The following is a 23,011-nucleotide window of genomic DNA, read 5'->3' as shown; positions in this document are numbered from 1 at the left end:
AAATTCCGGTATCATGTTATCATAGTTTAAGTCATTAAGACGAGAATAGGAGAGAGATTGGTGCCGATATTAGGATTTGGAATCATTGCCGTAGCAGTTATCATCCTTGATCAGTTGTCAAAACAGTATATTCAGGCCCATATGCTGCCCGGGATGTCGCTACCGGTGCTGGATAATATTTTTCATATCACTTATGTGTTAAATCCAGGTGCTGCTTTTGGTATTTTGGAAAATCAGCAGACGTTTTTTATTGTCATTGCTGTGCTTATGCTTGTTCTTACTCTTTATTTTTTCAAACAGATTCCTGATAACTTCCGGTTGATGCGCCTGGGGTTAAGCCTGCTGGCCGGCGGGGCGGTCGGCAATGTGATCGACAGAATCCAAACCGGCTATGTTGTTGATTTTTTTGATTTCCGTATCTGGCCGGTATTCAATGTGGCTGATATTGCGATCGTAACCGGTGTCGGCTGCGTGATTTACACCCTGCTATTTAGGTCTTTCCCTAATGAAAACCAAGAAAAATCAAGATAGGATGATACTGTGGAACAAGAGCAAACACCAGTCAGTCATACCGCAAGTTTTGCGGCTACAGACGCAGAACAGGGCGTCAGGCTGGATATCCTTCTGACAAACCGGTTGCCCGAGCTGTCCCGCTCCCATCTGCAAAAACTGATTGCCGACAAGCTGGTCACTGTTAATGGCAAACCGGTCAAAGCCAACCATAAAACACAGGCTGATGATCAGATTGTCATCGCTTTTCCCGCGGCTAAACCGATAGAAATTGTGGCAGAATCAATTCCGCTTGCCATCCTGTATGAAGATGCCGATATTATTGTCCTGAATAAAGCCCGGGGCATGGTCGTGCATCCAGCAGCCGGCAATTATCAGGGGACACTGGTTAACGCCCTGTTAGAACACTGCACCGACTTATCAGGGATCAATGGCGAGATCCGGCCGGGAATTGTGCATCGCCTTGACAAAGATACTTCCGGGGTGATGGTAGCCGCCAAAAACGACCGCGCCCATCTCGACCTGGCCGGGCAAATTAAAAACCGTACGGCCAGCCGCAAATATCTGGCGATTGTTCATGGCAATATTGCCGAAGAGCAGGGGATCATTAATGCGCCTATCGGCCGTCATCCGTCTGACCGGAAAAAAATGGCGGTCACCTTTAGCAACAGCAAAGAAGCCATTACCCGTTTCCGTGTTGTCGAGCGGTTCGTTAATTATACCTTGGTTGAATGCAAGCTGCAGACAGGACGCACCCATCAAATCCGGGTACATATGCAATATATAGAGCATCCGGTTGTGGGCGATCCTAAATACGGACCGGGAAAAAGGCATTTTGCCATCACCGGGCAGGCACTCCATTCGGCTGAGCTTTCACTCCGGCATCCGGCTACCGGTGAGAGCATGATATTTACCGCCCCCCTGCCTGACGATATGGCTGCTATACTTAACCAACTGAAAACAACAAAAAGAGAGGAGCAGTAATACTATGGCTAAACACGTAAATTTAGTAGACAAGGCTGTAATTATGGACGCCCAAGCCGTTAAACGGGCCCTTACCCGCGTAGCCCATGAAATTGTGGAGCGCAATAAGGGGGTCGGCGACTTAACCCTGGTTGGCATCAGAACGCGCGGCGTGCCGTTAGCCCAGCGCATAGCCGAAGAAATTAAACGGATTGAGGGCATTGAATTACCGGTAGGGGTGCTGGATATCACCCTGTACAGGGATGACCTGTCTACACTGGCTTATCAGCCGATTGTCCATGAAACACTGATACCTTTTTCGATTAATGACAAAAAAGTTGTCCTTATTGACGACGTTTTATTTACCGGGCGCACGGTGAGGGCAGCGCTGGATGCCATCATGGATATCGGCCGGCCGGCGGCCATTCAGCTGGCTGTGCTAATTGACCGGGGCCATCGCGAGCTCCCGATAAGGGCCGATTATGTGGGCAAAAATGTACCGACTTCAGGCAAAGAAATAGTCAGCGTACAGCTGACTTCAGTCGATGGCAGCGAGCAGGTTGTCATCAAGGAAATGGTCACCGGTTGAGCAATTGTTGCCCCAGGGCTTCGTCAGGTGTTACATAGACGGTATTTTGATGATCATAAATGACAAAACCGGGTTTAGCCCCGGAGGGTTTGCGGACATAGCGCCGCCTGGTATAATCGACCGGAACATTGGTTGACTGGCGACTTTTGCTAAAATAGGCGGCTAAGCGGGCGGCTTCTTGGATGGCCTGATCCGTAATGACCCGGTTTTCGCCCCGGATAATAACATGGGACCCCGGTATATCCTTGGTGTGCAGCCATATGTCGTCAGGCTGAGCCTGCTTAAAGGTCACAAGATCATTCTGGCGATTATTTTTGCCGATAATAAGGCTAAAGCCTTCACTGCTTTTAACCATGAGCGGGGAAGAGGGCACAGCCGGCGGGCGCCGCTTGTCTGAGGTTTTCAGATAGCCGGCACTGATTAGCTCCTGCCGCACTTCATTCACTTCAGCGCTGGTAAAGGCGTGAGCGAGCGCGAGCGCAATACTCTCTAAATAAACAAGCTCATTCTGACATTCTTTGAGCTGACCGGCCAAATGCTCCCCCGAGCGTTTGGCCTTATTGTATTTTATATAATATTGCTGTGCATTCTCCAGCGGTGACAGGTCAGGGTCCAATTTAATCATAACCTGCTGCGCTTCCGGCTCCGCACTATATATGTCAAACAGCGCCTGTTCGGAGACGCCGGGAGTAACAGTATACAGGTTAGCCATTAGAATATCGCCGTATTTTCTAAGTTCACCGGCGTTTTCCGCCTGCGACAGCTCGCCTGCCAGCACAGAGCGCTTGCGGGTCAGCCTGCCTGATTCCGCTGCCAGCAGCTTATTCAGGGTTTCTTTCTCCGGCACCGGGGGACGGCCCTGATATTTGTCAAAATGCTCAACAGCAGCACTCATGCTGGGGAAAGTGAGGAGCTCATACTGGCTGAGATGCCCGGGGACAAAGGCGGCTATCGCCAGCGGCCGCTGCCCCTCGGCCATAATACTGGGGGTGACCTGGCCCGCTTTCAGGGATGCGGCAATACTCGCCACCGCTTCGCTTAAGGCAGCGGCATCGGCGGCATCAAGCTCCCGGAGGATGATATCAGGCAAAAAACCGCCCCGCCAGGCAATCTCCCGCGCTGTAAGCGGTCCCAGACCAATGCCTGTGGCCGTAATCGCTTTGCTGAGCGAGCCGGCAGGCGCTGCCAGGACCTTTTCCGCAAAGAGAGACGGATCTGTTGTCAGGATATTCAACCTATCCTGACCAGGCGGGTAAACATAGGCTTTACCAGGCAGTACCTGACGGTAACGGCTGACCTGGGCACTCACCCGCTTGACAGCGTCAACTATGATATTATCCTGCGTTAAGATAATGTTGCTGTGCTTGCCCATGATTTCAACAATCAGGCGTTTGGTAACAATGATGCCCCGCTCACCGCGCACATCGATATTGATGTTTACAATCCGGTCAAGACTATGCTGTTCAATACCGGCAATGCGCCCGTCTTCCAGGTGTTTTCGCAACAGCATGCAAAAGTTGGGAGCCACAGCCGGATTCTCCGGCGCCGCGGCCGTAAGCAGCAGTTTGGGGCGCTCCGGGTTGGCCGAAAGCAAAAACCGCAGGGTTGATCCCGGCTGCCGTACCCACAGCAAAAGCGAATAGGGGTCCGGCTGGAACACTTTATCAATCCGCCCGCCTGCGAGCGAGCCATTAAGCTCCCCGACCAGCGGGGCAAGCGATAATCCGTCAAGATTCATTGTCGAAACCTCCGTCAGCGAATAACAATTTGCCAATAGTATATCACCCCTGCAATTAGCGGTCAAACCCGGTCTAATTCGCCACTTAGCGGAATATCATGGTTAATAAGGCAAAATGCATTGTTAACGAGGTGGCTGCATGAACAGGGAAAAATGGTATACACGCACACCAGATGAAGCGGTTCAATTCTGGCAAACCAGTTTTGCAGATGGTTTATCCACTGCTGAGGTAAAGATCAGACTGGACAAATTCGGCTTTAATGAACTGGCCGAAAAAGAAAAGGTGCCGTGGTGGAAACGTTTTTTAGCACAATTTCAGGATTTTATGGTATTAGTCTTGCTTGGAGCTACGTTAATATCGGCCTTATTGGGTGAATATGCCGACGCCGTCACGATCTTAGTCATTGTCCTGATGAATGCCATTTTAGGCTTTATTCAGGAATACCGGGCCGAACAATCACTGTCTGCGCTAAAAAAACTGGCATCGCCCACCGCCAGAGTAGTTAGAAACGGCATGGTGCAGCAAATTCCCGCCCGGGAGCTGGTGCCTGGCGACATACTGGTGCTTGAAGCCGGTGATAAGCTGGCAGCCGATGGCCGGCTGATTAACGTCCATAATCTAGAGGCAGAGGAGGCGGCCCTCACCGGCGAATCTCTGCCGGTCCGCAAAGTAGCCGACCGCAGCTTTAATGAAGATGTTCCGCTCGGCGACAGGAAAAACATGGTCTATGCCGGCACCAGCATAGTCAGAGGACGGGGAAAAGCGGTAGTATGCGCGGCTGGTATGGCCACAGAAGTGGGGCATATTGCCGGCCTGATTCAGGAGACAGCCGAAGAAATCACCCCCCTGGAGAGACGGCTGGACCACCTGGGCAGACTGCTGGTGTGGGGCTGCCTGGCGATTTGTTTAATTGTTGTCGTTACCGGTGTAATCAGAGGAGAATCCTTATTTCTGATGTCTATGGCCGGTATCAGCCTGGCCGTTGCGGCTATCCCCGAAGGCTTGCCCGCCATTGTAACTGTGGCCCTGGCGCTCGGGGTTCAGCGCATGATTAAGCAGCGGGCCATTATCCGCAAACTGCCGGCGGTTGAAACCCTTGGCTGCACAACCGTAATCTGCTCCGATAAAACAGGAACTCTAACCCAGAACCAGATGACAGTAAGACAGGTATTTGCTAACGGCAATACATATGATGTCACCGGAACCGGTTATGATATAAAAGGCAATATCCTGTTTAACCAGCAGCCGGTTGCGATCAGCCAGGATAAAGCCCTGCAGCAGTGCCTGACAATTGGTGTTCTCTGCAATAACAGCACTTTAAAGCAAAATAATATTGCCATTACAGGTATCTGGCGCAATAAAACTGAAACAGGCTGGTCGATTGAGGGCGATCCTACCGAAGGCGCCATGATTGTTGCCGCCGCCAAAGCGGATATCTGGCAGTCGGCAATAGAAAAGAGTCAGCAGCGGGTAGCTGAAATTCCGTTTGAATCGGAACGCCGCCGCATGTCGGTTATCTATCGCGATGGCAGCAGCAATAATATTCTTTATGTCAAAGGCGCACCTGATATCATCACCGAATTATGCCGTTATCATCACACACCGGCCGGCCCTGCTACTATGACCAGTGAGTACAGGGCCGGCATAAACAGCATTATCGAACAAATGTCGTCCCAGGCCCTGCGGGTCCTGGCAGTGGCTTACCGCCGCCTGACACCGTCTCAGGCCAAGAACCCCGATGAGTCTATCGAGACGGAGCTGGTGTTTGCCGGGTTAATCGGCATGATCGATCCGCCGCGCGACGAAGCCAAGGCCTCGATTGCCTTGTGCCGCGAAGCCGGTATCAAAACGGTAATGATTACCGGGGATCATAAGAATACCGCCATTGCCATCGCCCAGGAACTGCATATATACAGGGACGGGCAGCATAAAGCCCTCACCGGGGCCGAGCTTGATGCGATGAGCGAAGGCGAGCTTGATGCCATCGTCAATAAAGTCACTGTATATGCCCGTGTATCGCCGGCCCATAAATTAAGAATTGTCCGGGCCCTTAAGCGTCAGGGCCATATTGTGGCCATGACGGGCGACGGGGTTAACGACGCCCCGGCAATAAAAGAGGCAGATATCGGGGTTGCCATGGGAATTTCCGGCACTGATGTCACGAAAGAAGCCTCCGCTATGGTACTGGCCGACGACAACTTTGCAACAATTGTCGCCGCAGTGGAGGAAGGCCGTGGCATTTATGATAATATCAGGAAATTTATCAGGTACTTGCTATCCTGCAATATCGGCGAAGTGCTGACTATGTTTTTAGCAGCGCTGCTGGGCCTGCCGATGCCGCTGCTGCCTGTGCAGATATTGTGGGTGAACCTTGTTACCGACGGCCTGCCGGCCATGGCGCTGGGTGTCGACCCCAATAATCCCAATATTATGAAGCGTCCGCCCCGTCATCCGGGAGAAAGTGTTTTTTCGCGCGGTTTAAGCCGGAAAATTATCGGCCGGGGTATTCAAATAGGTTTAAGCACACTTTTTGTCTTTAGTGTGATATACTATCTACAGAATGATTTGGCGCTGGCCAGAACAGCAGCCTTTGCGACCCTGGTATATTGCCAGATGTTCCACGTATTTGACTGCCGTTCCGAAACGGCAACCATTTTTGAGCTTACCTTTACCAGTAATAAATATTTGCTGGCCGCCGTAACATTCTCTACTGTTATGCAGCTTTCTGTCATGTACATCCCCTTTTTAAGCGCTATTTTTTCCACTGTGCCGCTTTCATTGGGCGACTGGGCGCTTGTCCTCACCGTTTCCGGCTGGACACTGATAGTAAACGGCTGCAAACACATATTCAAACGCCGGCCGGCGCGGCGTACGATTTTGCCGCAAAACCGGTAACTATACTCTAGGAGGAATAGTATGCAGTTTACAAAGTGGCATGGATTGGGTAATGATTTCGTAATTATCAACAGTGAAACAGAACATATTTCTGATTACCGGCGCCAGGCGCTGGCCGTTTGTGACCGTCATTTCGGCATTGGCGCCGACGGGCTTGTTGTGCTCTCGCCCTCAGCTATTGCTGATTTTAAAATGCAGATCTTTAATTCTGACGGCAGTGAAGCCGACATGTGCGGTAATGCGACCCGGTGTGTGGCCCGCTATCTCTATGAAACCGGCCTTACGGATAAAACAACGATCACCCTAGACACCCTGGCCGGCATTATCACGCCGGAGCTGATATTTGATCAGGATACACTGGTAACAGTTAAGGTGGATATGGGCGAACCGAAACTTACCCGCGGTGAAATCCCAATGACCGGTAATGCCGATGACAAGGCAATTGCCGCAGCCATTGAGATCGACGGCCAAACCTATCGGTTCACCGCGCTCTCCATGGGCAATCCTCACTGCGTCATTTTTGTTGATGACGCAGCCGCCGTTGACCTGGCCGCCATTGGACCGAAATTGGAGACCCATCCCCTCTTTCCCCGTAAAACCAATGTTGAGTTTATTGAGGTCATTGACCGGCAGACCCTGAGAATGCGTGTCTGGGAAAGGGGGGCCGGCATAACCAAGGCCTGCGGCACCGGAGCCAGCGCTGCGGTAGTGGCTGCCGTGCTCAACGGTCATACCGACCGGCAGGCGACTGTCAAGCTGGACGGCGGTGACCTGTTTATCCACTGGGCCGACAATAATCATATCTATAAGTCGGGCCCGGCGGTTGAGGTATTCAGGGGCGAATACTTATTGTAAACAGACACGGCCGGCGTCAAGCTTTGGGGCGAAAGCGCCGTTGCCTTTAGCCGGTTAGCCCTGCTGACAAGGTACTAAAAACCGGCTCGCCTTGAGCCGGTTTCTACATAAGTTATCCCTGCAAAAAAAGGAATTCTTCGGACCTGTGCCTAATAGTAATAGCAAAGATATTTTGTCATCGGAGGTGTTTAGGTGAGGTTTCTTTCCGCTTTTTTTCTCAGCCTGCTGCTCCTGGTCTCCATTCCCTGGCCTGGGGGGGCCATATCATTAGTAAATAAAGAAGTCATCCTTGAAGCGCAGGATTACGGCATAAAACGTAAGCAGCTGGCACTTACGGAGTTTCTTGCCCCCTGGCTTGTTTATGAGGAAAAAGCTCCTATACTTAATGAAACAACGGAAAAAGCTTATTTATATACACCTTTTTTGCTGATAGCTAACGATGCCCGGGATAAAGTCCGGAGCAAGCAGGTTGTGGAGCTGGCCGACAGTGAAAAAATTCTTGCCGATTATGCCGGCTGTCTGGTTTTTAGTATAACTGCCAATGGTAACAGCCCTAATTTTACCGACGGAGTTCAGGTCACCCTCAGGCAGGAGAAGAAGGTGTTTAAACCCTACCATGCAGTGGCAAACCCGCCCGTCAAAACCCCACGCTTTCCTGACAAACCCCAATATACGGCCCATTCTTATTTTTATTTTTCCGATAAAGATATTCAGCTGAATAAACCAATTACTTTACTCGTCATCACCAAGGATAAGCAGGAGCGCCGCTTTTACTTCGATTTGCCGAATTTTAAATGATTACCTGCCAAAAATGGAGTTTATCTCCATTTATTTTTTTTGTAAAAAGGGATTTAGCATGAATAAAGCGAAATAACAGGTAAAATCTACGGGTTAAAATTGTATTATCAGTCAATAATAACATACGCAAAGGCAGGTGCAGGTTTCGTGCTAAAAAGTATGACCGGATTTGGCCGGGGTGAATATATTGATTCAAGCCATCGGATTGTGGTCGAAATTAAAGCGGTAAACCACCGGTATAATGAGATTGTGATCCGTATGCCAAAAACGTTCGGCAGTCTGGAGGACAAAATTCGCCGCAGTATTGCCAATACTATTTTGCGTGGCCGGATCGATGTTTTTATCACAGTGGATGAATACGGAGAAAAGAAACGGACGGTAAGGGTTGACAAAGAATTGGCAATAGCTTACCATAATGCAATGAGAGAATTAGCCGGTATCGTGGAAATGCCAGCCAGCGATAATATCTTTCATCTTGCCAGATATCCTGATGTGCTCAGGGTGGAGGAGATAACGGAAGATGTTGAGCAATTATGGCCTAAACTGGGTGCGGCGATTGAAGCGGCGATACTTAATTTGATGAAAATGCGGGAAACGGAAGGAGCCAATATTGAGCGCGACCTGTTGGAGCGGGTTGATAAACTGTACACATATATAGCCAGCGTTGAAGAGCGAGCCCCGCAGATCCTGAGTGAATACCGGGAGAAGCTGCTGCTGCGCATGCGGGAACTGCTGGCCGCGGCCGGAGCTGAACCTGATGAAGCCAGGCTGATCCAGGAAACCGCACTGTTTGCCGACCGAACAAATGTCACTGAAGAAATTGTACGCCTAAAAAGTCATTTATCGCAATTCAAAGCAACGGTTACAGCAACGGAAGCGGTTGGACGTAAGCTGGACTTTATCGTGCAGGAGATTAACCGGGAAACAAATACCATTGCTTCTAAAGCCAACGATTCGACAATTGCCAATGTGGTCGTTGAAATTAAAAGTGAAATTGAGAAGGTCAGAGAGCAAATCCAAAACATAGAGTAATATAGGAGAAAGCTACGTCTAACAGCCTATAAATGTCATAGGAGGAGTCTTAATGGATATAAAGTTGATCAACATTGGCTTCGGTAATATCGTATCAGCTAACAGGATTATCTCTATTGTCAGCCCGGAATCCGCTCCTATTAAAAGGATTATTCAGGAAGCCCGCGATCGGGGGATGCTTATTGATGCTACATATGGACGCCGGACCCGTGCGGTAATTATCACTGACAGCGACCACGTCATTTTATCGGCTGTACAACCGGAAACAGTGGCCCACCGTCTAACAAGCAAAGATACCAGTGATGAATCGGCGGAATAACTGCCCGGAAGGAGATTGACGATGGCGCAGCAAGGAATTTTGATTGTTATTTCCGGACCTTCCGGCACCGGAAAAGGTACTATTTGCCGTGAGTTGCTGCGTAGCAATCCCCGTCTGAAATACTCGATATCAGCCACTACACGCCCGCCGCGGGTGGGAGAGGTAGATGGGGTAAACTACCTGTTTACTGGCAAAGATCAGTTTAAGAAAATGATTGAAAACGGCGAATTGCTGGAATGGGCCGAAGTGTACGGTAATTTCTACGGCACACCACGCCAATATGTGCTTGACCAGCTAAATAACGGGTATGATGTCGTACTGGAAATTGATACCCAGGGAGCCATGAAGGTCAAGGATAATTTCTCGCAGGGTGTTTATGTATATGTTGTCCCGCCTTCCCTTAATGAGCTGGCTGACAGGATTTATAAACGCGGCACCGACAGCCCTGATGTGATTAGAAAACGCTTGCATTGCGTAAGCAGTGAGCTTAAGCTGGCGCGCAACTATCATTATATCGTGGTCAATGATCAGGTAGCTGCCGCTGTCCAAAGAATTGAAACGATAATCACTGCCGAAAAATACCGGGCAGAACGGAATATCGATTTAATCGACAGTCTCTACCGTTCAAAGTGTATAGGCACACCTTCAAGTAAAGGCTAGGGGGAAACATAATGATTAATCCATCTTTAGATGTTTTAGTAGAGAAAGTTGACAGTAAATACACACTGGTGGTGCTTGCGGCCAAACGGGCAAGAGAAATAATGGACGGAAAGCCGTCTTTAGCAGAATCAAAATCCAATAAGCCTGTTACAATTGCCCTGGAAGAAATAGCCCAGCGGAAAATAACCTACGAACGCACCAAAACCGGCATTAAATAGGAGGAAGCCATGTCCTCAGGTCAAACGATTGTCATGGGTGTTGCCGGCGGCATTGCTGCCTATAAAGCAGTCGATGTTGTCAGCCGTTTAAAAAAAACCGGCTGCAATGTTTATGTCATCATGACAAAAGCCGCCACTGCTTTCGTTACGCCGCTCACCTTCCGGGAAATCAGCGGCAATCCGGTTGTCACCGATATGTGGGAAGAGCCCAAAACCTGGAATGTCCAGCATATTGCCCTGGCTTCACAGGCTGATTTATTTTTAGTTGCCCCGGCAACAGCCAATATTATCGGCAAAATTGCCAATGGTATTGCCGACGATATGCTTACAACCACCGTCATGGCCACTACGGCGCCGGTTATGCTCGCGCCGGCTATGAATACAAATATGTTTCTCAATCCGGTCACACAGCAAAATCTAATTAAGCTAAAAAGCTTAGGTTATCATATTATGGAACCGGCCTCAGGTATGCTGGCTTGTGGAATCGAAGGACCCGGCCGGTTACCCGAACCGGCCGCGATTGTGGAGAAGCTCCTGTCTATCCTGCATCCCCGCCGTGAGCTGGCGGGGAAACGCCTGCTGGTTACTGCCGCCGGCACCAGGGAACCCATCGACCCTGTCAGATACCTTGGCAACCGTTCCAGCGGTAAAATGGGCTATGCCCTGGCCCAGGCAGCGGCAGCGCGTGGTGCTGAAGTTATTTTAATTTCCGGACCGTCCAGCTTGCCTGTACCGCCGGGCATTACCATAAAGAGGGTAGAAACAGCGGCGGAGATGCACAATGCCGTTCTGGCCGACTTTGACGCCGTTGATATCGTCGTTAAAGCCGCGGCTGTTGCCGATTACCGGCCTGAACTGGCAGCAGAGCAAAAAATAAAAAAAACCGGCCAGGCACTGACCCTGAATCTGGTCAAAAATCCGGATATTTTGCATGATTTGGGCCAGCGGAAAAAGCAGCAGCTATTAATTGGCTTTGCGGCTGAGACAGAAGGCCTGATCGAACATGCCCAGGAAAAACTGCGCAAGAAAAACCTGGATATGATTGTAGCCAATGATGTCACTTTACCTGGTGCCGGTTTTAATCTGGACACCAATATCGTAAAAATTGTTCACAAAAACGGCTTGGTAGAAGCACTGCCACTGCAAAGTAAACAGCAGGTTGCAGAAATCATTTTAGACAGAATTTGTGCTATGCTGACAAATTCTACTTGATTTTTTTTATTAATTCGATTAAAATTTGATATGAAAATTGCATACTCTATACTCATCAAGAGTTGGTGGAGGGACTGGCCCGATGAAACCGCGGCAACCATTTAGCATTATTCGGCTAAAAACGGTGCCAATTCCGGCGGCAAGACCGTAAGATGGGAGTGAAAGAAAAAATCACACCCCCTTGCGGGGGTTTTCTTTTTTTAAATATAACAGGGAGGGATACTGATCTTGGAAAAAAAACGCGTGCTTTTTACTTCTGAATCTGTCACGGAAGGCCATCCGGATAAGATAGCCGACCAAATTTCCGACAGTGTGCTTGATGCGATTCTGGCTCATGACCCGTCAGCCCGGGTTGCCTGCGAAACCCTGGTAACAACCGGTATTGTGCACGTAGTGGGAGAAATCACCACTAATTGCTATGTAGATATTCCCAAAATTGTCCGTGAAACCATCAAGAGTATCGGCTATACCCGGGCCAAATATGGTTTTGACGGTGAAACCTGCGGTGTGTTAACCTCGATTGACGAACAATCGCCGGATATTGCCCTGGGAGTGGACAAGGCCTGGGAAGCAAAACAGGGCGATATGGACGCGATTGAAGCCATTGGAGCCGGCGATCAGGGGATGATGTTCGGCTATGCCACCAACGAAACCCCCGAATATATGCCGCTGCCAATCGCTTTAGCCCATAAACTGGCCCGCAGACTGTCCGAGGTCCGTAAAAGCGGTGAGCTCGGCTACCTCCGTCCTGATGGCAAGACCCAGGTTACAGTTGAGTATGAAGATGGCAAACCGGTACGCATTGATACGATTGTTGTGTCCACTCAGCACAGCCCGGAAGTAGACCGCGAAACTATCGAAAAGGATCTAATCGCCGCCGTCGTCGTGCCGATCGTGCCCCAGGATCTGTTAGACGCCAAAACAAAATATTATATCAACCCGACCGGTCGTTTCGTGGTCGGCGGACCGCAAGGCGATGCCGGTTTAACAGGACGGAAAATCATCGTTGACACCTATGGCGGCATGGCCCGGCATGGCGGTGGCGCTTTTTCGGGTAAAGACCCAACAAAGGTCGACCGTTCCGCTGCTTATGCTGCCCGCTATGTAGCCAAAAACGTAGTTGCCGCCGGCTTAGCCGATAAATGCGAAATCCAACTGGCCTATGCCATCGGTATTGCCCGGCCGGTTTCCGTTATGGTAGAGACATTCGGTACTGCGAAAATTTCCGAATCGAAAATAGTTGAACTCATCAATAAGCATTTTGATTTAAGACCGGCCGGTATTATTAAATCCCTGAATCTCCGGCGGCCGATTTACCGTCAGACTGCTGCCTATGGCCATTTTGGCCGCACCGATGTCAGCCTGCCCTGGGAGCAGACCGACAAAGCGGAAATTCTGCACAAAGAAGCAAATCTGTAGCTAATTAATTAGCGGCCAATGGTAATACTAACAATGGTGGACACTCAAGTCAGTAACAAGGAGGTATTCCATTGGCTACACAGAAAAACACCAAACAATCCATCTACCGTGTTGGAGGCCTTAAAGGCGACCATTGCCGGGATCGTATTGAGCATACTTTGTCCCATCTTCATGGTGTCTCCTCAGTAAAGGTGTCCTTAACCAACCATCAGGTTGCAGTCACCCATGACGAAGCGGTTACTCCCAGCGGCTATATTGAAGAAACGCTGCAATCACTGGGCTATTCCATTCAGGGTTAGGAAGTGTGCTTATATGAAGCTTCGTTTTTCGCCGCTGCGCCGACACCGGGCCAGACGTTTTTTTAAACGTTTGCCAATGGACACTGGGTTTGACTGGGAAATGGCCGCTCATTATCCGGATAACCGCCAGCAGGTATTTGACAAGTAAAAAGCGAATATCTATTTATAATTAAAAAGGGGACTGCACAGTCCCCTTCTCTTTATTCGGCGATAAGTGGTGAGACTATGGCAAATACTGCCCAGATTATTGTTAACATTCCGGCCCGCGGCCTTGACCGGCCTTTTTCTTATACGATTCCGGCCCATCTGGACAATGCCCGGGTGGGCTGCCGGGTACTTGTGCCTTTTGGCAGCCGTAAGGTGGAAGGATTTATCATTGGCCTGGAACCGGAAAAAGCCGAAGGCTTAAAACCAATTTTTGAGATTTTGGATCAGGAGCCCTGGTTTGACAGCAATATGCTGAACACGGCCAGATGGTTAAGTGATTATTACCTGTGTTCACTAAGCGAAGCCATGCGCCTGTTTATTCCCGGTCAGTCGGGCATCAAAACCCAGAAGGCCTATCAGGCGCCGGCCGGTGTCGACCTTGAGCAGGCAGCGGTTTTATTAAGCAAGAAACCGGAAGAATTCCGGCTGGTGCTTACCTATATATATGAACACGGCCCTGTCGCCCTGGCTGATTTTGCCAAGCTGACAAGCAACCCGGAAGCTATGATAAAATTCTTTTTACAGCATAAACTAATTGTCAGTGCCGATATTGTCCGCAAGCGAGGCAAAGCCAGCGCAACAACAATCATTGATCTGGCGGTCAGCCGCGAAACCGCCGCTCAGCTTGAGCAAAATCTCCCGCAAAACAAGGCGGCTCAGCGCCGGCTGCTTAACGCTTTGCTGGCTGCGCCCGGCAGCCTTGCCACGGCCCAGCTGCGCAGTCTCGGCATCACGCCGGCCACAGTGAAAAAGCTGGCAGAACAGGGCCTCATCACAACCCGGCAGCTGCCTCTATTCAGAAACAGCTATGCCGGGGGCTGCCTGCAGACGCCGGCAGTAGACCTGACAGCAGAACAGGCAGCGGCACTTGCCCAAATTATACCGGCAATTAAGGCCGGCCTTCATACCTCGTTCTTAGTGCATGGTGTTACCGGCAGCGGCAAGACCCTGGTTTATATCAGGGCCGTGGCCGAGGCAAGACGCCTTAGCCGGCAGGCAATCGTACTGGTGCCGGAAATTGCGTTGACAAGCCAGATTGTAGCCCGTTTTAAAGCCGCTTTCGGCGAAGATGTTGTTGTCATGCACAGTAAACTGTCTGTCGGCGAACGGCATGATGCGTGGCGCCGTCTGCAGACAGGCCAGGCAGGCATTGTTATCGGCGCCCGGTCGGCCTTATTTGCCCCGGCCGGCCGGTTAGGCCTGATTATTATTGATGAAGAGCATGAATTTACTTATAAGCAGGAAGAAACACCCCGCTATCATGCCCGGGAGGTCGCCTTAGCCAGAGCCAGACTGTCCGGGGCCGTTGTGGTCCTTGGCAGTGCAACCCCTGCGGTTGAGACCTATTACCGGGCCCAGCGGGGCGACCATGTGTTTATCCCGCTGAACCAGCGGGTCGATAATACACCGATGCCTGAGGTTACCATTGTCGACATGCGCCAGGAACTGGCCCAGGGCCGCCGCAGTGTTATCTCCCAGGCCCTGAAGGATATGCTGACAGAAGCGCTGGCCAAGCACGAACAGGCGGTCATCCTGCTGAACCGGCGCGGTTATTCCACTTTTGTGCTGTGCCGCGAATGCGGCCATGTGCTTACATGCCCGCATTGCGACATTTCCCTGGTTTATCACGCCACTGCCAATGTATTGCGCTGCCACTACTGCCGGGAGCGTCATATCGTGCCCGATATCTGTCCGGAATGCGGCAGCCGCTATATCCGCTATTTTGGCGCCGGCACGCAAAAAGTGGAAGAAGCGCTGGCCGCCGCCTTTCCGGCCGCCCGCATCATCCGCATGGATCAGGACACAACAGGCGGTAAAATGGCCCATGACAAAATATTGTCATCCTTCGCCGCCGGCGCCTATGACATTCTCCTGGGCACGCAGATGGTGGCCAAAGGCCATGATATCCCGAACGTTACGGCCGTCGGCATCATCTCTGCCGATACAGCCCTGAATCTGCCTGACTTTCGTGCCGCCGAAAAAACCTTTGCCCTGCTGACGCAGGCGGCCGGGCGGGCGGGCCGCGGCAAAAAATCCGGCCGGGTGGTTATGCAGACCTACAACCCGGAACACTATGCGATTACCGCCGGCGCCAGCCATAATTACCAGGCCTTTTATGAGCACGAAATCGCCTGCCGCCGCCAGTTAAATTACCCGCCCTATGCCAATCTGGTGAAAATAACCGTTCACGGAACTGACGAAATAACCGTTCACCGCAATGCTAACCAATTGGCAGCAGAAATTTCCCAAGCGCCGGGATTGGCAGAGTCTGCCGTTATTGGTCCGTTTCCGGCCGCGGTGAATAGAATAAAAGATATCTTCCGGGCGAATATCCTCATAAAAACCCAGATGTTGCCCATTGTGGTCAAACAGCTGACAGGCCTGGGTCTGGCCAGCCGCCGCGATATCATTGTCGACATTGACCCGATAAATGTCCTTTAGGCATAGCCGGCACCTTTCGCAGTAAACAAAATTATGGTAAAATTTTTTTAATTGGTTTGATGTAAGAGGAGGTAAATACGTTGGCGGTAATGGAAATTAGAAAAGCAGGCGACAAGATCCTGAAAGAATTGGCAGTGCCTGTCGATAAAATTGACCGTAAAATTAGAAGCTTACTTAATGACATGGCTGAAACCATGTATGCTGCCGATGGGGTAGGGCTGGCAGCCCCGCAGGTGGGGGTGTCCCAGCGCATCGTCGTTATCGACGTGGGCGATGGTCTGCTCGAACTTATCAACCCGGTAATTATTGCCAAGGACGGCTGCGAAACCGGCACCGAGGGTTGTTTAAGCGTTCCCGGTATGTGCGGTGAGGTTGAACGCTATGCCACGGTTACGGTTGAGGCCGTAAACAGGAACGGCAAGAAGATTCAGATTAACGGCTCCGGTCTCCTGGCCCGTGCCCTCCAGCACGAAATAGACCATCTTAATGGTATCTTATTCATTGAGTTAGCCAAAACCATGCGCAAGGGGTAATCGAATGGAAAAACTACGTGTAGTGTTTATGGGAACGCCGGAATTTGCCGTACCCTGTTTAGCAATGCTGATTAAAGAAGAGTTTCCGGTAGCTGCTGTTGTTACCCAGCCTGACCGTCCCAAAGGCCGGGGGCAAAAGCTCGCTTATTCGCCTGTTAAAGAAGCGGCGCTGCGCCATAATATACCTGTTTTGCAGCCGGAAACGATCAAGACTGATGAATTTTATAACCAGCTAAGCGCTTTGGCACCGGATGTCATTATTGTTGTCGCCTTCGGCCAGATTCTCCCGCGGAGAATTTTGACGCTGCCGCCCCACGGCTGTATCAATGTCCATGCTTCCTTATTGCCAAAATACCGGGGAGCAGCGCCAATACACTGGGCCATTATCAATGGCGAAACCAAAACCGGGATTACCACTATGCACATGGACACCGGCCTGGACACCGGCGACATGATTTTAAAAGCTGAACTGCCCATTCTGCCAACCGATACTACCGGCAGCCTCCATGACAAACTCCGGGACTTAGGTGCCAGCGTGCTTGCCGATACACTGCAGCGCCTGGAGGCCGGCCACGCGCCACGGACCCCGCAGGTTGAGGCTCAGTCCACTTACGCGCCCTTGCTTGACCGGGATACGGAACGGATTGACTGGCAGCAGCCGGCTGTTGCCATCCACAATCTGGTGCGGGGACTTAATCCCTGGCCCGGTGCCTACTGTACCCTGCAAAATAAAACAATGAAAATTTGGCAGACTAATATCCATAACGAAACACAGGCCTGTACAAAACCTGGACGGGTTGTGCAAATAACCAAAGCCGGGCTGGTTGTTGAAACCGGCAGGGGATTGATTGAACTACTGGAGGTACAGCCTGCATCAAAACGACGGATGACGGCCAGCGACTGTGTTTGCGGCTACTGCCTCAACGTAGGCAACCTATTTGAATAGAAGGTGGCAATTATGATAGATATCGTACACAGGCCCCGCAAACGTCTTTTTTTAGCGCTAATCCTCATTAGCCTGCTGCTGGCAGTCATATCCGGCTACGGCCTGTGGGTGGTCAGCCTGCCCGGTTTAACCAATATCAGCAGTTATTTGCCCCTGCTGCTTGGTCTATTGCTGGCAGCAGTGATTCTGGCCGCTGTCTGCGGTGTTGCCGGTATCCTGCTGGCAATCCTCGGGGTCAGGACTTTGGGGGTTTTTCAGGGCTTGGCCTGGTCGGCCATCAACCTCTTATTTCCGATCGCAATTTGCCTGGGTAAATTGTTTGATGTCGATAAAGAACGGATTGAACGCTCTTTTATTGAGGTCAGCAACCATTTAATCAGGCAAAAGAATATAAAAGTACAACCGGCCAAACTGCTGATTATGACGCCGCACTGCCTGCAGCAGGAGGCTTGCCCGCATAAAATAACCCGTGATGTGTCCAACTGCCATCACTGCGGCCAATGCCAAATAGGTGATCTCTTAACCCTGGCCAACCGTTACGGCGCCCAACTGGCGGTCGTGACCGGCGGTACCTTGGCCAGAAAGGTAATAAAAGGTATTCGCCCCCACGCAGTACTGGCCATTGCCTGTGAGCGCGATCTGACAAGCGGTATCCAGGATGTGTTTCCCTTGCCGGTAATCGGCGTTCTCAACAGCCGGCCATTTGGCCCCTGCTGCAATACACGGGTTGACCTAAAAAAAGTGGAAGAGGTTATTCAAGGCTTCATAAAAACCACTTAGAAATCAAAAAAAGATGGTGGCTCTATATGACTGCAAAAAAAATTGATGCCAGGGAAGTCGCCCTAAAAATAATTAATGACATTGAAACAAACGGCGCTTATGCCAACCTTGCCCTGACCCGCGAGCTAAACCGCCAGTTGTCCCAGGGACCGCTTTCCGATCAGGACCGGCGGTTTATCACCGAACTGGTTTATGGCACCGTTAAAGCCGGAGCTACTTTGGACTGGATGCTCAGCAGCTATCTGAGCCGGCCGCTGGCCAAAGTGGCGCCTGTTATCAGAAATATTCTGCGCTTAGGTATGTATCAGCTGTTTTTTTTAGAAAAAGTACCGGCTGCGGCCGCCTGCAACCAGGCCGTCGAACTGACCAAAAAATACGGACATGCCGGTACTGTTAAGTTTGTCAACGGAGTGCTGAGAAATGCTGCCCGCAGCCCGGAAAAAATAGTATATCCCGACCCGGATAAAGAACCGGTACAATATCTGGCCCTTACCTATTTCCACCCTGAATGGCTGATTACCCGCTGGCTGGCGCGACTCGGAGCCGCCGCCTGTCAGGAATTATGCCAGATCAATAATACTACACCACCGCTGTCAATCCGCGCCAATACAATAAAGATCAGCCGCACTGAACTCCTGGAAAGGTTAACAGGCGAAGGGGTAACCTGCGAAATCTCCAACTGGGCGCCGGAAGGCATTGTCTGCTATGAGCATCCGGGGCTGAGCACGCTGGCTTCATTGCGGAACGGGCTTTTCCAGGTACAGGGCGAAAGCTCCATGGTGGTAGCCCATGTTCTTGATCCTCAGCCAGGTGAACTAATTATTGACGCCTGCGGGGCGCCCGGCGGTAAAACCACGCATATTGCCGCCCTGATGAAAAACACCGGCAAGGTTTTATCTACTGATATTTATGAACACAAGCTGGCTTTGACCCGGGAAAACGCCTGCCGTCTGGGCTTGACCAATATTGAAACAAAAGCATTGGATGCTGTCAATTTAGGCAGTATGTATCCGCTTCAGGCTGACAGGGTGCTCGTTGATGCCCCGTGCTCCGGGCTGGGTGTCCTAAGACGCAAGCCCGATTCCCGCTGGCGCAAGTCAGAGGCGATGCTTAAGGATCTGCCCAGGCTGCAGTCGGCGATCCTCGCCAGTGCCGCCCAGTGCGTAAAGCCAGGCGGGGTATTGGTCTACAGTACCTGCACGACCGAGCCTGAGGAAAACGAGAATATTGTGCAGGCCTTTCTTCAGGACCAGCCTCTGTTCAGCCTGGAAGCAGCAGGTGAGTACCTGCCGGAAAAAAAGCGGCCTGACACGATGCTGCAGCTTTGGCCGCACACCGACGGTGTGGACGGTTTTTTTATAGCCCGTATGAGACGTCAGCAATAAGGCGGGATCAATGATGACAACTCCGGCAAAAACCGAATTATTTGGCCTCACGGCCCCTGAGACGGCTGCGGTGATAAAACCCCTGGGCCTTGAGGCCTACCGGGGCCGGCAAATTGCTGAGTGGATGTATAAACACGGAGTCCGTGAGTTTGCGGCAATGACCAATCTTGCCAAAGACCAGCGCGCTAAGCTTGCCGGCAATTTCACCATTCTGCAGATTGGCGAGCAGGCAGTCCAGCATGCCGGCGACGGTAAAACCAGCAAGTTTTTACTGGCCTTTGCCGATGGCATGGCAGTGGAAACAGTGCTCCTGCGTCAGCCCTACGGCAATAGTGTCTGCATCTCCACCCAGGTAGGCTGTGCCATGGGCTGCTCTTTTTGCGCCTCAACCCTGGGCGGACTGGCCAGAAATCTTACCGGCGGCGAAATCCTGGCCCAGGTGTTATATGTTGATCAATTATTAAAACCGGCTGGTCAAAAGGTCGATTCCCTCGTGCTCATGGGCTCCGGCGAGCCTTTGGCCAATTACGACAACGTTCTGCGGTTCATCCGCCTCATCCATGAACCGTACTGCCTTAACCTGAGTTACCGCAGCATCACGCTGTCTACAGCCGGAATTGTGCCCGCAATGGATAGATTAGCGGCTGAGGGGATTCCCATTACGCTGTCAATCTCCCTGCACGCAGCCAACAATGAGCTCAGAACCAGACTCATGCCTGTCAATAAACACTATCCGCTTGAACAGGTGCTGGCGGCAGGAAGCCGTTATGCCGACATTACCGGCAGGCGTGTTACCTATGAATATAGCCTCATCGCCGGCATTAACGACCAGCCGGGCCATGCCCGCGAACTGGCGGCGCTGCTCAAAGGCCGGCAGGCCAACATTAATTTGATCCCGGTCAACCCCGTCCCCGAGCGCGGCCTATACCGGCCGTCACCGGCCGCGGTCGGCAGGTTTGAGCAGCTCTTAAAAAACTACCAGCTCAATGTCACGCTCCGGCGGGAGATGGGGACCGATATTGACGCTGCCTGCGGCCAGCTTCGCCATAAAATCCTGCAAAAAGATGGTTAATTTTGACTAGATTGGTAATATGGCGTATAATGAGACTAAGTTTTTTGCGTCTACCAGAACTTATAAATAATTCTGTGGACATAAAAACGCCTATACCTAAAGGGCACAGGCGGCTTCTGCCGGCGCCCTGAGGTTTTGGCACAAGCCACGTCTTTTCTTATCTGAATTTACGAGAGCAGCGGGAGTGTTACAACTTGAAGTTTGTCCGCAATATTGAAAGCTTTTTTGAAAAATATATCGAGGGGTTTTTTAATAAGCAGTTTACCAGTGGCCTGCAGCCGGCAGAAATTGCCAGATATCTGGGGCGGCTGATGGAAGATGAGCGTACTGTGGGTGTTTCCCATGTATATGTGCCTAACCATTACTCAATCTATGTAAGCCAGGAAGAGTATGAGCGGCTGGCGCCTTATGCTCCCGCCGTTTGTGGTGAACTGTCAGCCTATTTAACCGAGGAAAGCCGGCATAAAGGCTACACGATGGCCGGCAGCCCCCAGATTGAGCTGTTTGCCGATGAAAAACTGACCAAACAGGCCTTACGGGTTATACCAAGTTTTACTGATGATCCCGGAGAAGTAAATACTCCTCCGGCCGAAAGCGCCAGCAGTGATACCAGGATATTCGACAAATTCAACCCGCCATTGCCGGCTGCTCCGCCAGCCCGGCTGCTGCCCGGACTGTTGACAGTAACTGATGGGCTTGATGCCGGCCTTACTGTTGACTGTACTGCCAACAGAGTCAATATTGGCCGCCGTAATACGAATGAAATGCCGCTGACTGATATGAATACATCACGCCTGCATGCATATATTGTTTACGAAGACGGCTGCCATGTTCTCCATGATGCCAAAAGTCTAAACGGCACTTATGTCGGCAGCCACCGTATTACCCACAAGCAATTAAAACACGGTGATAAAATCAAAGTAGGCAATACTGTAATTTTATACGAGGTGAAGTGAATTGCCTGGTAAGATACATTGGCTCAGTATTGTTGCCGTCACCTTACAATACAGCCTGGTGTTACTGCTCTATTATTTTTTATACCGCGTAATAAAAATTGCCGCCCAAGATTTAACCCGACAGACGGCGATTTCCCGGCCACTGGCAGAGAGTACCGGCAGGGGTGAACTGCCTAAACTGCTGGTTATTGATGACAGCAAAAGCCTGTTAGCGCAAACTGTATATCCCATAGCTGAAAGCTTAGCCCTGGGACGCAGTCAACATAATGATGTAGTTATCAATGATTCCTTTGTTTCTTACGAACATGCCTGTATATCTACATCGAAGCAGCTGTACCTTATCGCTGATTTAAACAGTACAAACGGTACATTGCTCAATGGTCAACGGATAGAAGAAGAGACTGCTCTGGCGGACGGCGATATCATACAAATCGGAGCGGTTACTTTTAAGTTTGTGAGGTGACTTCCATGCTGGCATTTGCACAGTCAGACATCGGTTTGGTACGAAAAACCAATGAAGATAGCTTTATTTTTGCGCCGCCGCATTTATTTGTAGTTGCCGATGGTATGGGAGGCCATGTTGCCGGTGAAATTGCCAGCAGTCTGGGAGCCAGTACCATCCAGGAATATATCCAAAATTGCCAACAGTCTTCTGACTGGGAGCAAAATCTGAAAGCGGCCATCAGCAAAGCGAATTCCATCATTTATCAAATGGCCCAAACCAAAAGTGAGTGCCTGGGTATGGGTACCACGGTTACGGCTGTATATGCGGAGGGGACCGATATCTACTGGGGCCATGTGGGTGACAGCAGGCTGTATCTGATCAGGGAAAATCAACTGCGCCAGATAACAAGCGACCACTCGCTTGTTGAAGAATTAGTCCAGAGCGGCAGTATTACTGCCGAGGAAGCCTTAGTGCATCCACACCGGAATATCCTGACCAGAGCCGTCGGTACCAGCGAAACAATCGCTGTCGATACAGGCATGTTTTCGCAGCAGCCTGAAGACCGTTTGTTGTTATGCACAGATGGATTAACTAACATGGTGTCAGAGCAAGATATACTCAGTATCTGTTTGCAATATGAACACCCGCAGCAGGCAGTCAACAAACTTGTCGAACAGGCTATCCAGGCCGGCGGCTATGACAATATTACGGCAATTATCGTGGAATACAGGGACTAA

At 50.8% G+C, this 23,011-nt stretch carries 24 protein-coding genes and 1 riboswitch; of the genes, 23 read left to right on the top strand and 1 reads right to left on the bottom strand.

From position 1 onward, the window contains the following. Nucleotides 1-60: 60 nt before the first annotated feature. Genes lspA through pyrR form a run of 3 tightly spaced genes read left to right on the top strand, consistent with a single transcriptional unit; the run spans nucleotide 61 to nucleotide 2,062 of the window. A complete protein-coding gene (gene lspA / locus ACZ481_RS12345; protein ID WP_464770432.1) occupies nucleotides 61-531 on the top strand; it encodes a signal peptidase II in 471 nt (156 codons plus the stop codon). A 9-nt stretch (nucleotides 532-540) separates the two neighbouring features. Continuing rightward, nucleotides 541-1,494, top strand: coding sequence for an RluA family pseudouridine synthase (locus tag ACZ481_RS12340; protein WP_464770431.1), 954 nt, complete (start codon nucleotides 541-543; stop codon nucleotides 1,492-1,494). Between the two features lie 4 nt (nucleotides 1,495-1,498). After that, a complete protein-coding gene (gene pyrR, locus ACZ481_RS12335) occupies nucleotides 1,499-2,062 on the top strand; it encodes a bifunctional pyr operon transcriptional regulator/uracil phosphoribosyltransferase PyrR (protein WP_464770430.1) in 564 nt (187 codons plus the stop codon). Here pyrR and ACZ481_RS12330 read toward each other — a convergent pair. Next, nucleotides 2,052-3,800 (bottom strand): Rqc2 family fibronectin-binding protein, encoded by a 1,749-nt coding sequence (locus ACZ481_RS12330; protein ID WP_464770429.1) that lies wholly within the window; start codon nucleotides 3,798-3,800, stop codon nucleotides 2,052-2,054. The genes pyrR and ACZ481_RS12330 overlap by 11 nt on opposite strands. 139 nt (nucleotides 3,801-3,939) lie before the next feature. On the opposite strand from ACZ481_RS12330, the gene ACZ481_RS12325 reads away from it, so the two are divergent. The 20 genes from ACZ481_RS12325 to ACZ481_RS12230 all read left to right on the top strand — a co-directional run bounded on the left by ACZ481_RS12325 (nucleotide 3,940) and on the right by ACZ481_RS12230 (nucleotide 23,011). Further along, nucleotides 3,940-6,696: a calcium-translocating P-type ATPase, SERCA-type gene (locus ACZ481_RS12325; RefSeq protein ID WP_464770428.1), complete on the top strand. Its 2,757-nt coding sequence runs from the start codon at nucleotides 3,940-3,942 to the stop codon at nucleotides 6,694-6,696. Nucleotides 6,697-6,717: 21 nt separating this feature from the next. Beyond that, entirely contained in the window at nucleotides 6,718-7,551 is an 834-nt protein-coding gene (gene dapF / locus ACZ481_RS12320; RefSeq protein WP_464770427.1) for a diaminopimelate epimerase, read from the top strand. Between the two features lie 192 nt (nucleotides 7,552-7,743). Then, nucleotides 7,744-8,349, top strand: coding sequence for a hypothetical protein (locus ACZ481_RS12315; protein ID WP_464770426.1), 606 nt, complete (start codon nucleotides 7,744-7,746; stop codon nucleotides 8,347-8,349). 159 nt (nucleotides 8,350-8,508) lie between these two features. Then, nucleotides 8,509-9,381 (top strand): YicC/YloC family endoribonuclease, encoded by an 873-nt coding sequence (locus ACZ481_RS12310; protein ID WP_464770425.1) that lies wholly within the window; start codon nucleotides 8,509-8,511, stop codon nucleotides 9,379-9,381. A gap of 52 nt (nucleotides 9,382-9,433) precedes the next feature. Next, nucleotides 9,434-9,700 (top strand): extracellular matrix/biofilm regulator RemA, encoded by a 267-nt coding sequence (gene remA / locus ACZ481_RS12305; protein WP_144350270.1) that lies wholly within the window; start codon nucleotides 9,434-9,436, stop codon nucleotides 9,698-9,700. Nucleotides 9,701-9,721: 21 nt separating this feature from the next. Next, entirely contained in the window at nucleotides 9,722-10,360 is a 639-nt protein-coding gene (gene gmk, locus ACZ481_RS12300) for a guanylate kinase (protein WP_464770424.1), read from the top strand. Nucleotides 10,361-10,371: 11 nt separating this feature from the next. Beyond that, nucleotides 10,372-10,578 carry a DNA-directed RNA polymerase subunit omega gene (gene rpoZ / locus ACZ481_RS12295; RefSeq protein ID WP_464770423.1) on the top strand — a complete coding sequence of 69 codons (207 nt, stop codon included), beginning with the start codon at nucleotides 10,372-10,374 and terminating at the stop codon, nucleotides 10,576-10,578. Between the two features lie 9 nt (nucleotides 10,579-10,587). Beyond that, nucleotides 10,588-11,790 (top strand): bifunctional phosphopantothenoylcysteine decarboxylase/phosphopantothenate--cysteine ligase CoaBC, encoded by a 1,203-nt coding sequence (gene coaBC / locus ACZ481_RS12290; protein ID WP_464770422.1) that lies wholly within the window; start codon nucleotides 10,588-10,590, stop codon nucleotides 11,788-11,790. A 49-nt stretch (nucleotides 11,791-11,839) separates the two neighbouring features. Next, nucleotides 11,840-11,949: riboswitch (SAM riboswitch) on the top strand. Nucleotides 11,950-12,018: 69 nt separating this feature from the next. After that, nucleotides 12,019-13,209 carry a methionine adenosyltransferase gene (gene metK / locus ACZ481_RS12285; RefSeq protein WP_464770421.1) on the top strand — a complete coding sequence of 397 codons (1,191 nt, stop codon included), beginning with the start codon at nucleotides 12,019-12,021 and terminating at the stop codon, nucleotides 13,207-13,209. Nucleotides 13,210-13,280: 71 nt separating this feature from the next. After that, a complete protein-coding gene (locus tag ACZ481_RS12280; RefSeq protein WP_464770420.1) occupies nucleotides 13,281-13,508 on the top strand; it encodes a heavy-metal-associated domain-containing protein in 228 nt (75 codons plus the stop codon). 13 nt (nucleotides 13,509-13,521) lie between these two features. Further along, a complete protein-coding gene (locus tag ACZ481_RS12275; RefSeq protein WP_464770419.1) occupies nucleotides 13,522-13,656 on the top strand; it encodes a hypothetical protein in 135 nt (44 codons plus the stop codon). Nucleotides 13,657-13,733: 77 nt separating this feature from the next. Continuing rightward, nucleotides 13,734-16,157, top strand: coding sequence for a primosomal protein N' (gene priA, locus ACZ481_RS12270; RefSeq protein WP_464770418.1), 2,424 nt, complete (start codon nucleotides 13,734-13,736; stop codon nucleotides 16,155-16,157). A gap of 80 nt (nucleotides 16,158-16,237) precedes the next feature. Further along, nucleotides 16,238-16,690 carry a peptide deformylase gene (gene def / locus ACZ481_RS12265; RefSeq protein WP_464770417.1) on the top strand — a complete coding sequence of 151 codons (453 nt, stop codon included), beginning with the start codon at nucleotides 16,238-16,240 and terminating at the stop codon, nucleotides 16,688-16,690. 4 nt (nucleotides 16,691-16,694) lie between these two features. Beyond that, nucleotides 16,695-17,636, top strand: coding sequence for a methionyl-tRNA formyltransferase (gene fmt, locus ACZ481_RS12260; RefSeq protein ID WP_464770416.1), 942 nt, complete (start codon nucleotides 16,695-16,697; stop codon nucleotides 17,634-17,636). A gap of 12 nt (nucleotides 17,637-17,648) precedes the next feature. Then, complete coding sequence (locus ACZ481_RS12255) at nucleotides 17,649-18,416, top strand: DUF116 domain-containing protein (protein ID WP_464770415.1); 768 nt, start codon at nucleotides 17,649-17,651, stop codon at nucleotides 18,414-18,416. Between the two features lie 41 nt (nucleotides 18,417-18,457). Next, a complete protein-coding gene (rsmB, locus tag ACZ481_RS12250) occupies nucleotides 18,458-19,801 on the top strand; it encodes a 16S rRNA (cytosine(967)-C(5))-methyltransferase RsmB (RefSeq protein WP_464770623.1) in 1,344 nt (447 codons plus the stop codon). Nucleotides 19,802-19,811: 10 nt separating this feature from the next. Beyond that, nucleotides 19,812-20,873, top strand: coding sequence for a dual-specificity RNA methyltransferase RlmN (rlmN, locus tag ACZ481_RS12245; RefSeq protein ID WP_464770414.1), 1,062 nt, complete (start codon nucleotides 19,812-19,814; stop codon nucleotides 20,871-20,873). A gap of 194 nt (nucleotides 20,874-21,067) precedes the next feature. After that, nucleotides 21,068-21,829 carry an FhaA domain-containing protein gene (locus ACZ481_RS12240; protein WP_464770413.1) on the top strand — a complete coding sequence of 254 codons (762 nt, stop codon included), beginning with the start codon at nucleotides 21,068-21,070 and terminating at the stop codon, nucleotides 21,827-21,829. A gap of 1 nt (nucleotide 21,830) precedes the next feature. Continuing rightward, entirely contained in the window at nucleotides 21,831-22,292 is a 462-nt protein-coding gene (locus tag ACZ481_RS12235) for an FHA domain-containing protein (RefSeq protein ID WP_464770412.1), read from the top strand. A 5-nt stretch (nucleotides 22,293-22,297) separates the two neighbouring features. After that, a complete protein-coding gene (locus tag ACZ481_RS12230) occupies nucleotides 22,298-23,011 on the top strand; it encodes a Stp1/IreP family PP2C-type Ser/Thr phosphatase (RefSeq protein WP_464770411.1) in 714 nt (237 codons plus the stop codon).

It is taken from the genome of Sporomusa intestinalis (assembly GCF_055383785.1).
This window is presented reverse-complemented; position numbering and strand designations above follow the sequence as displayed.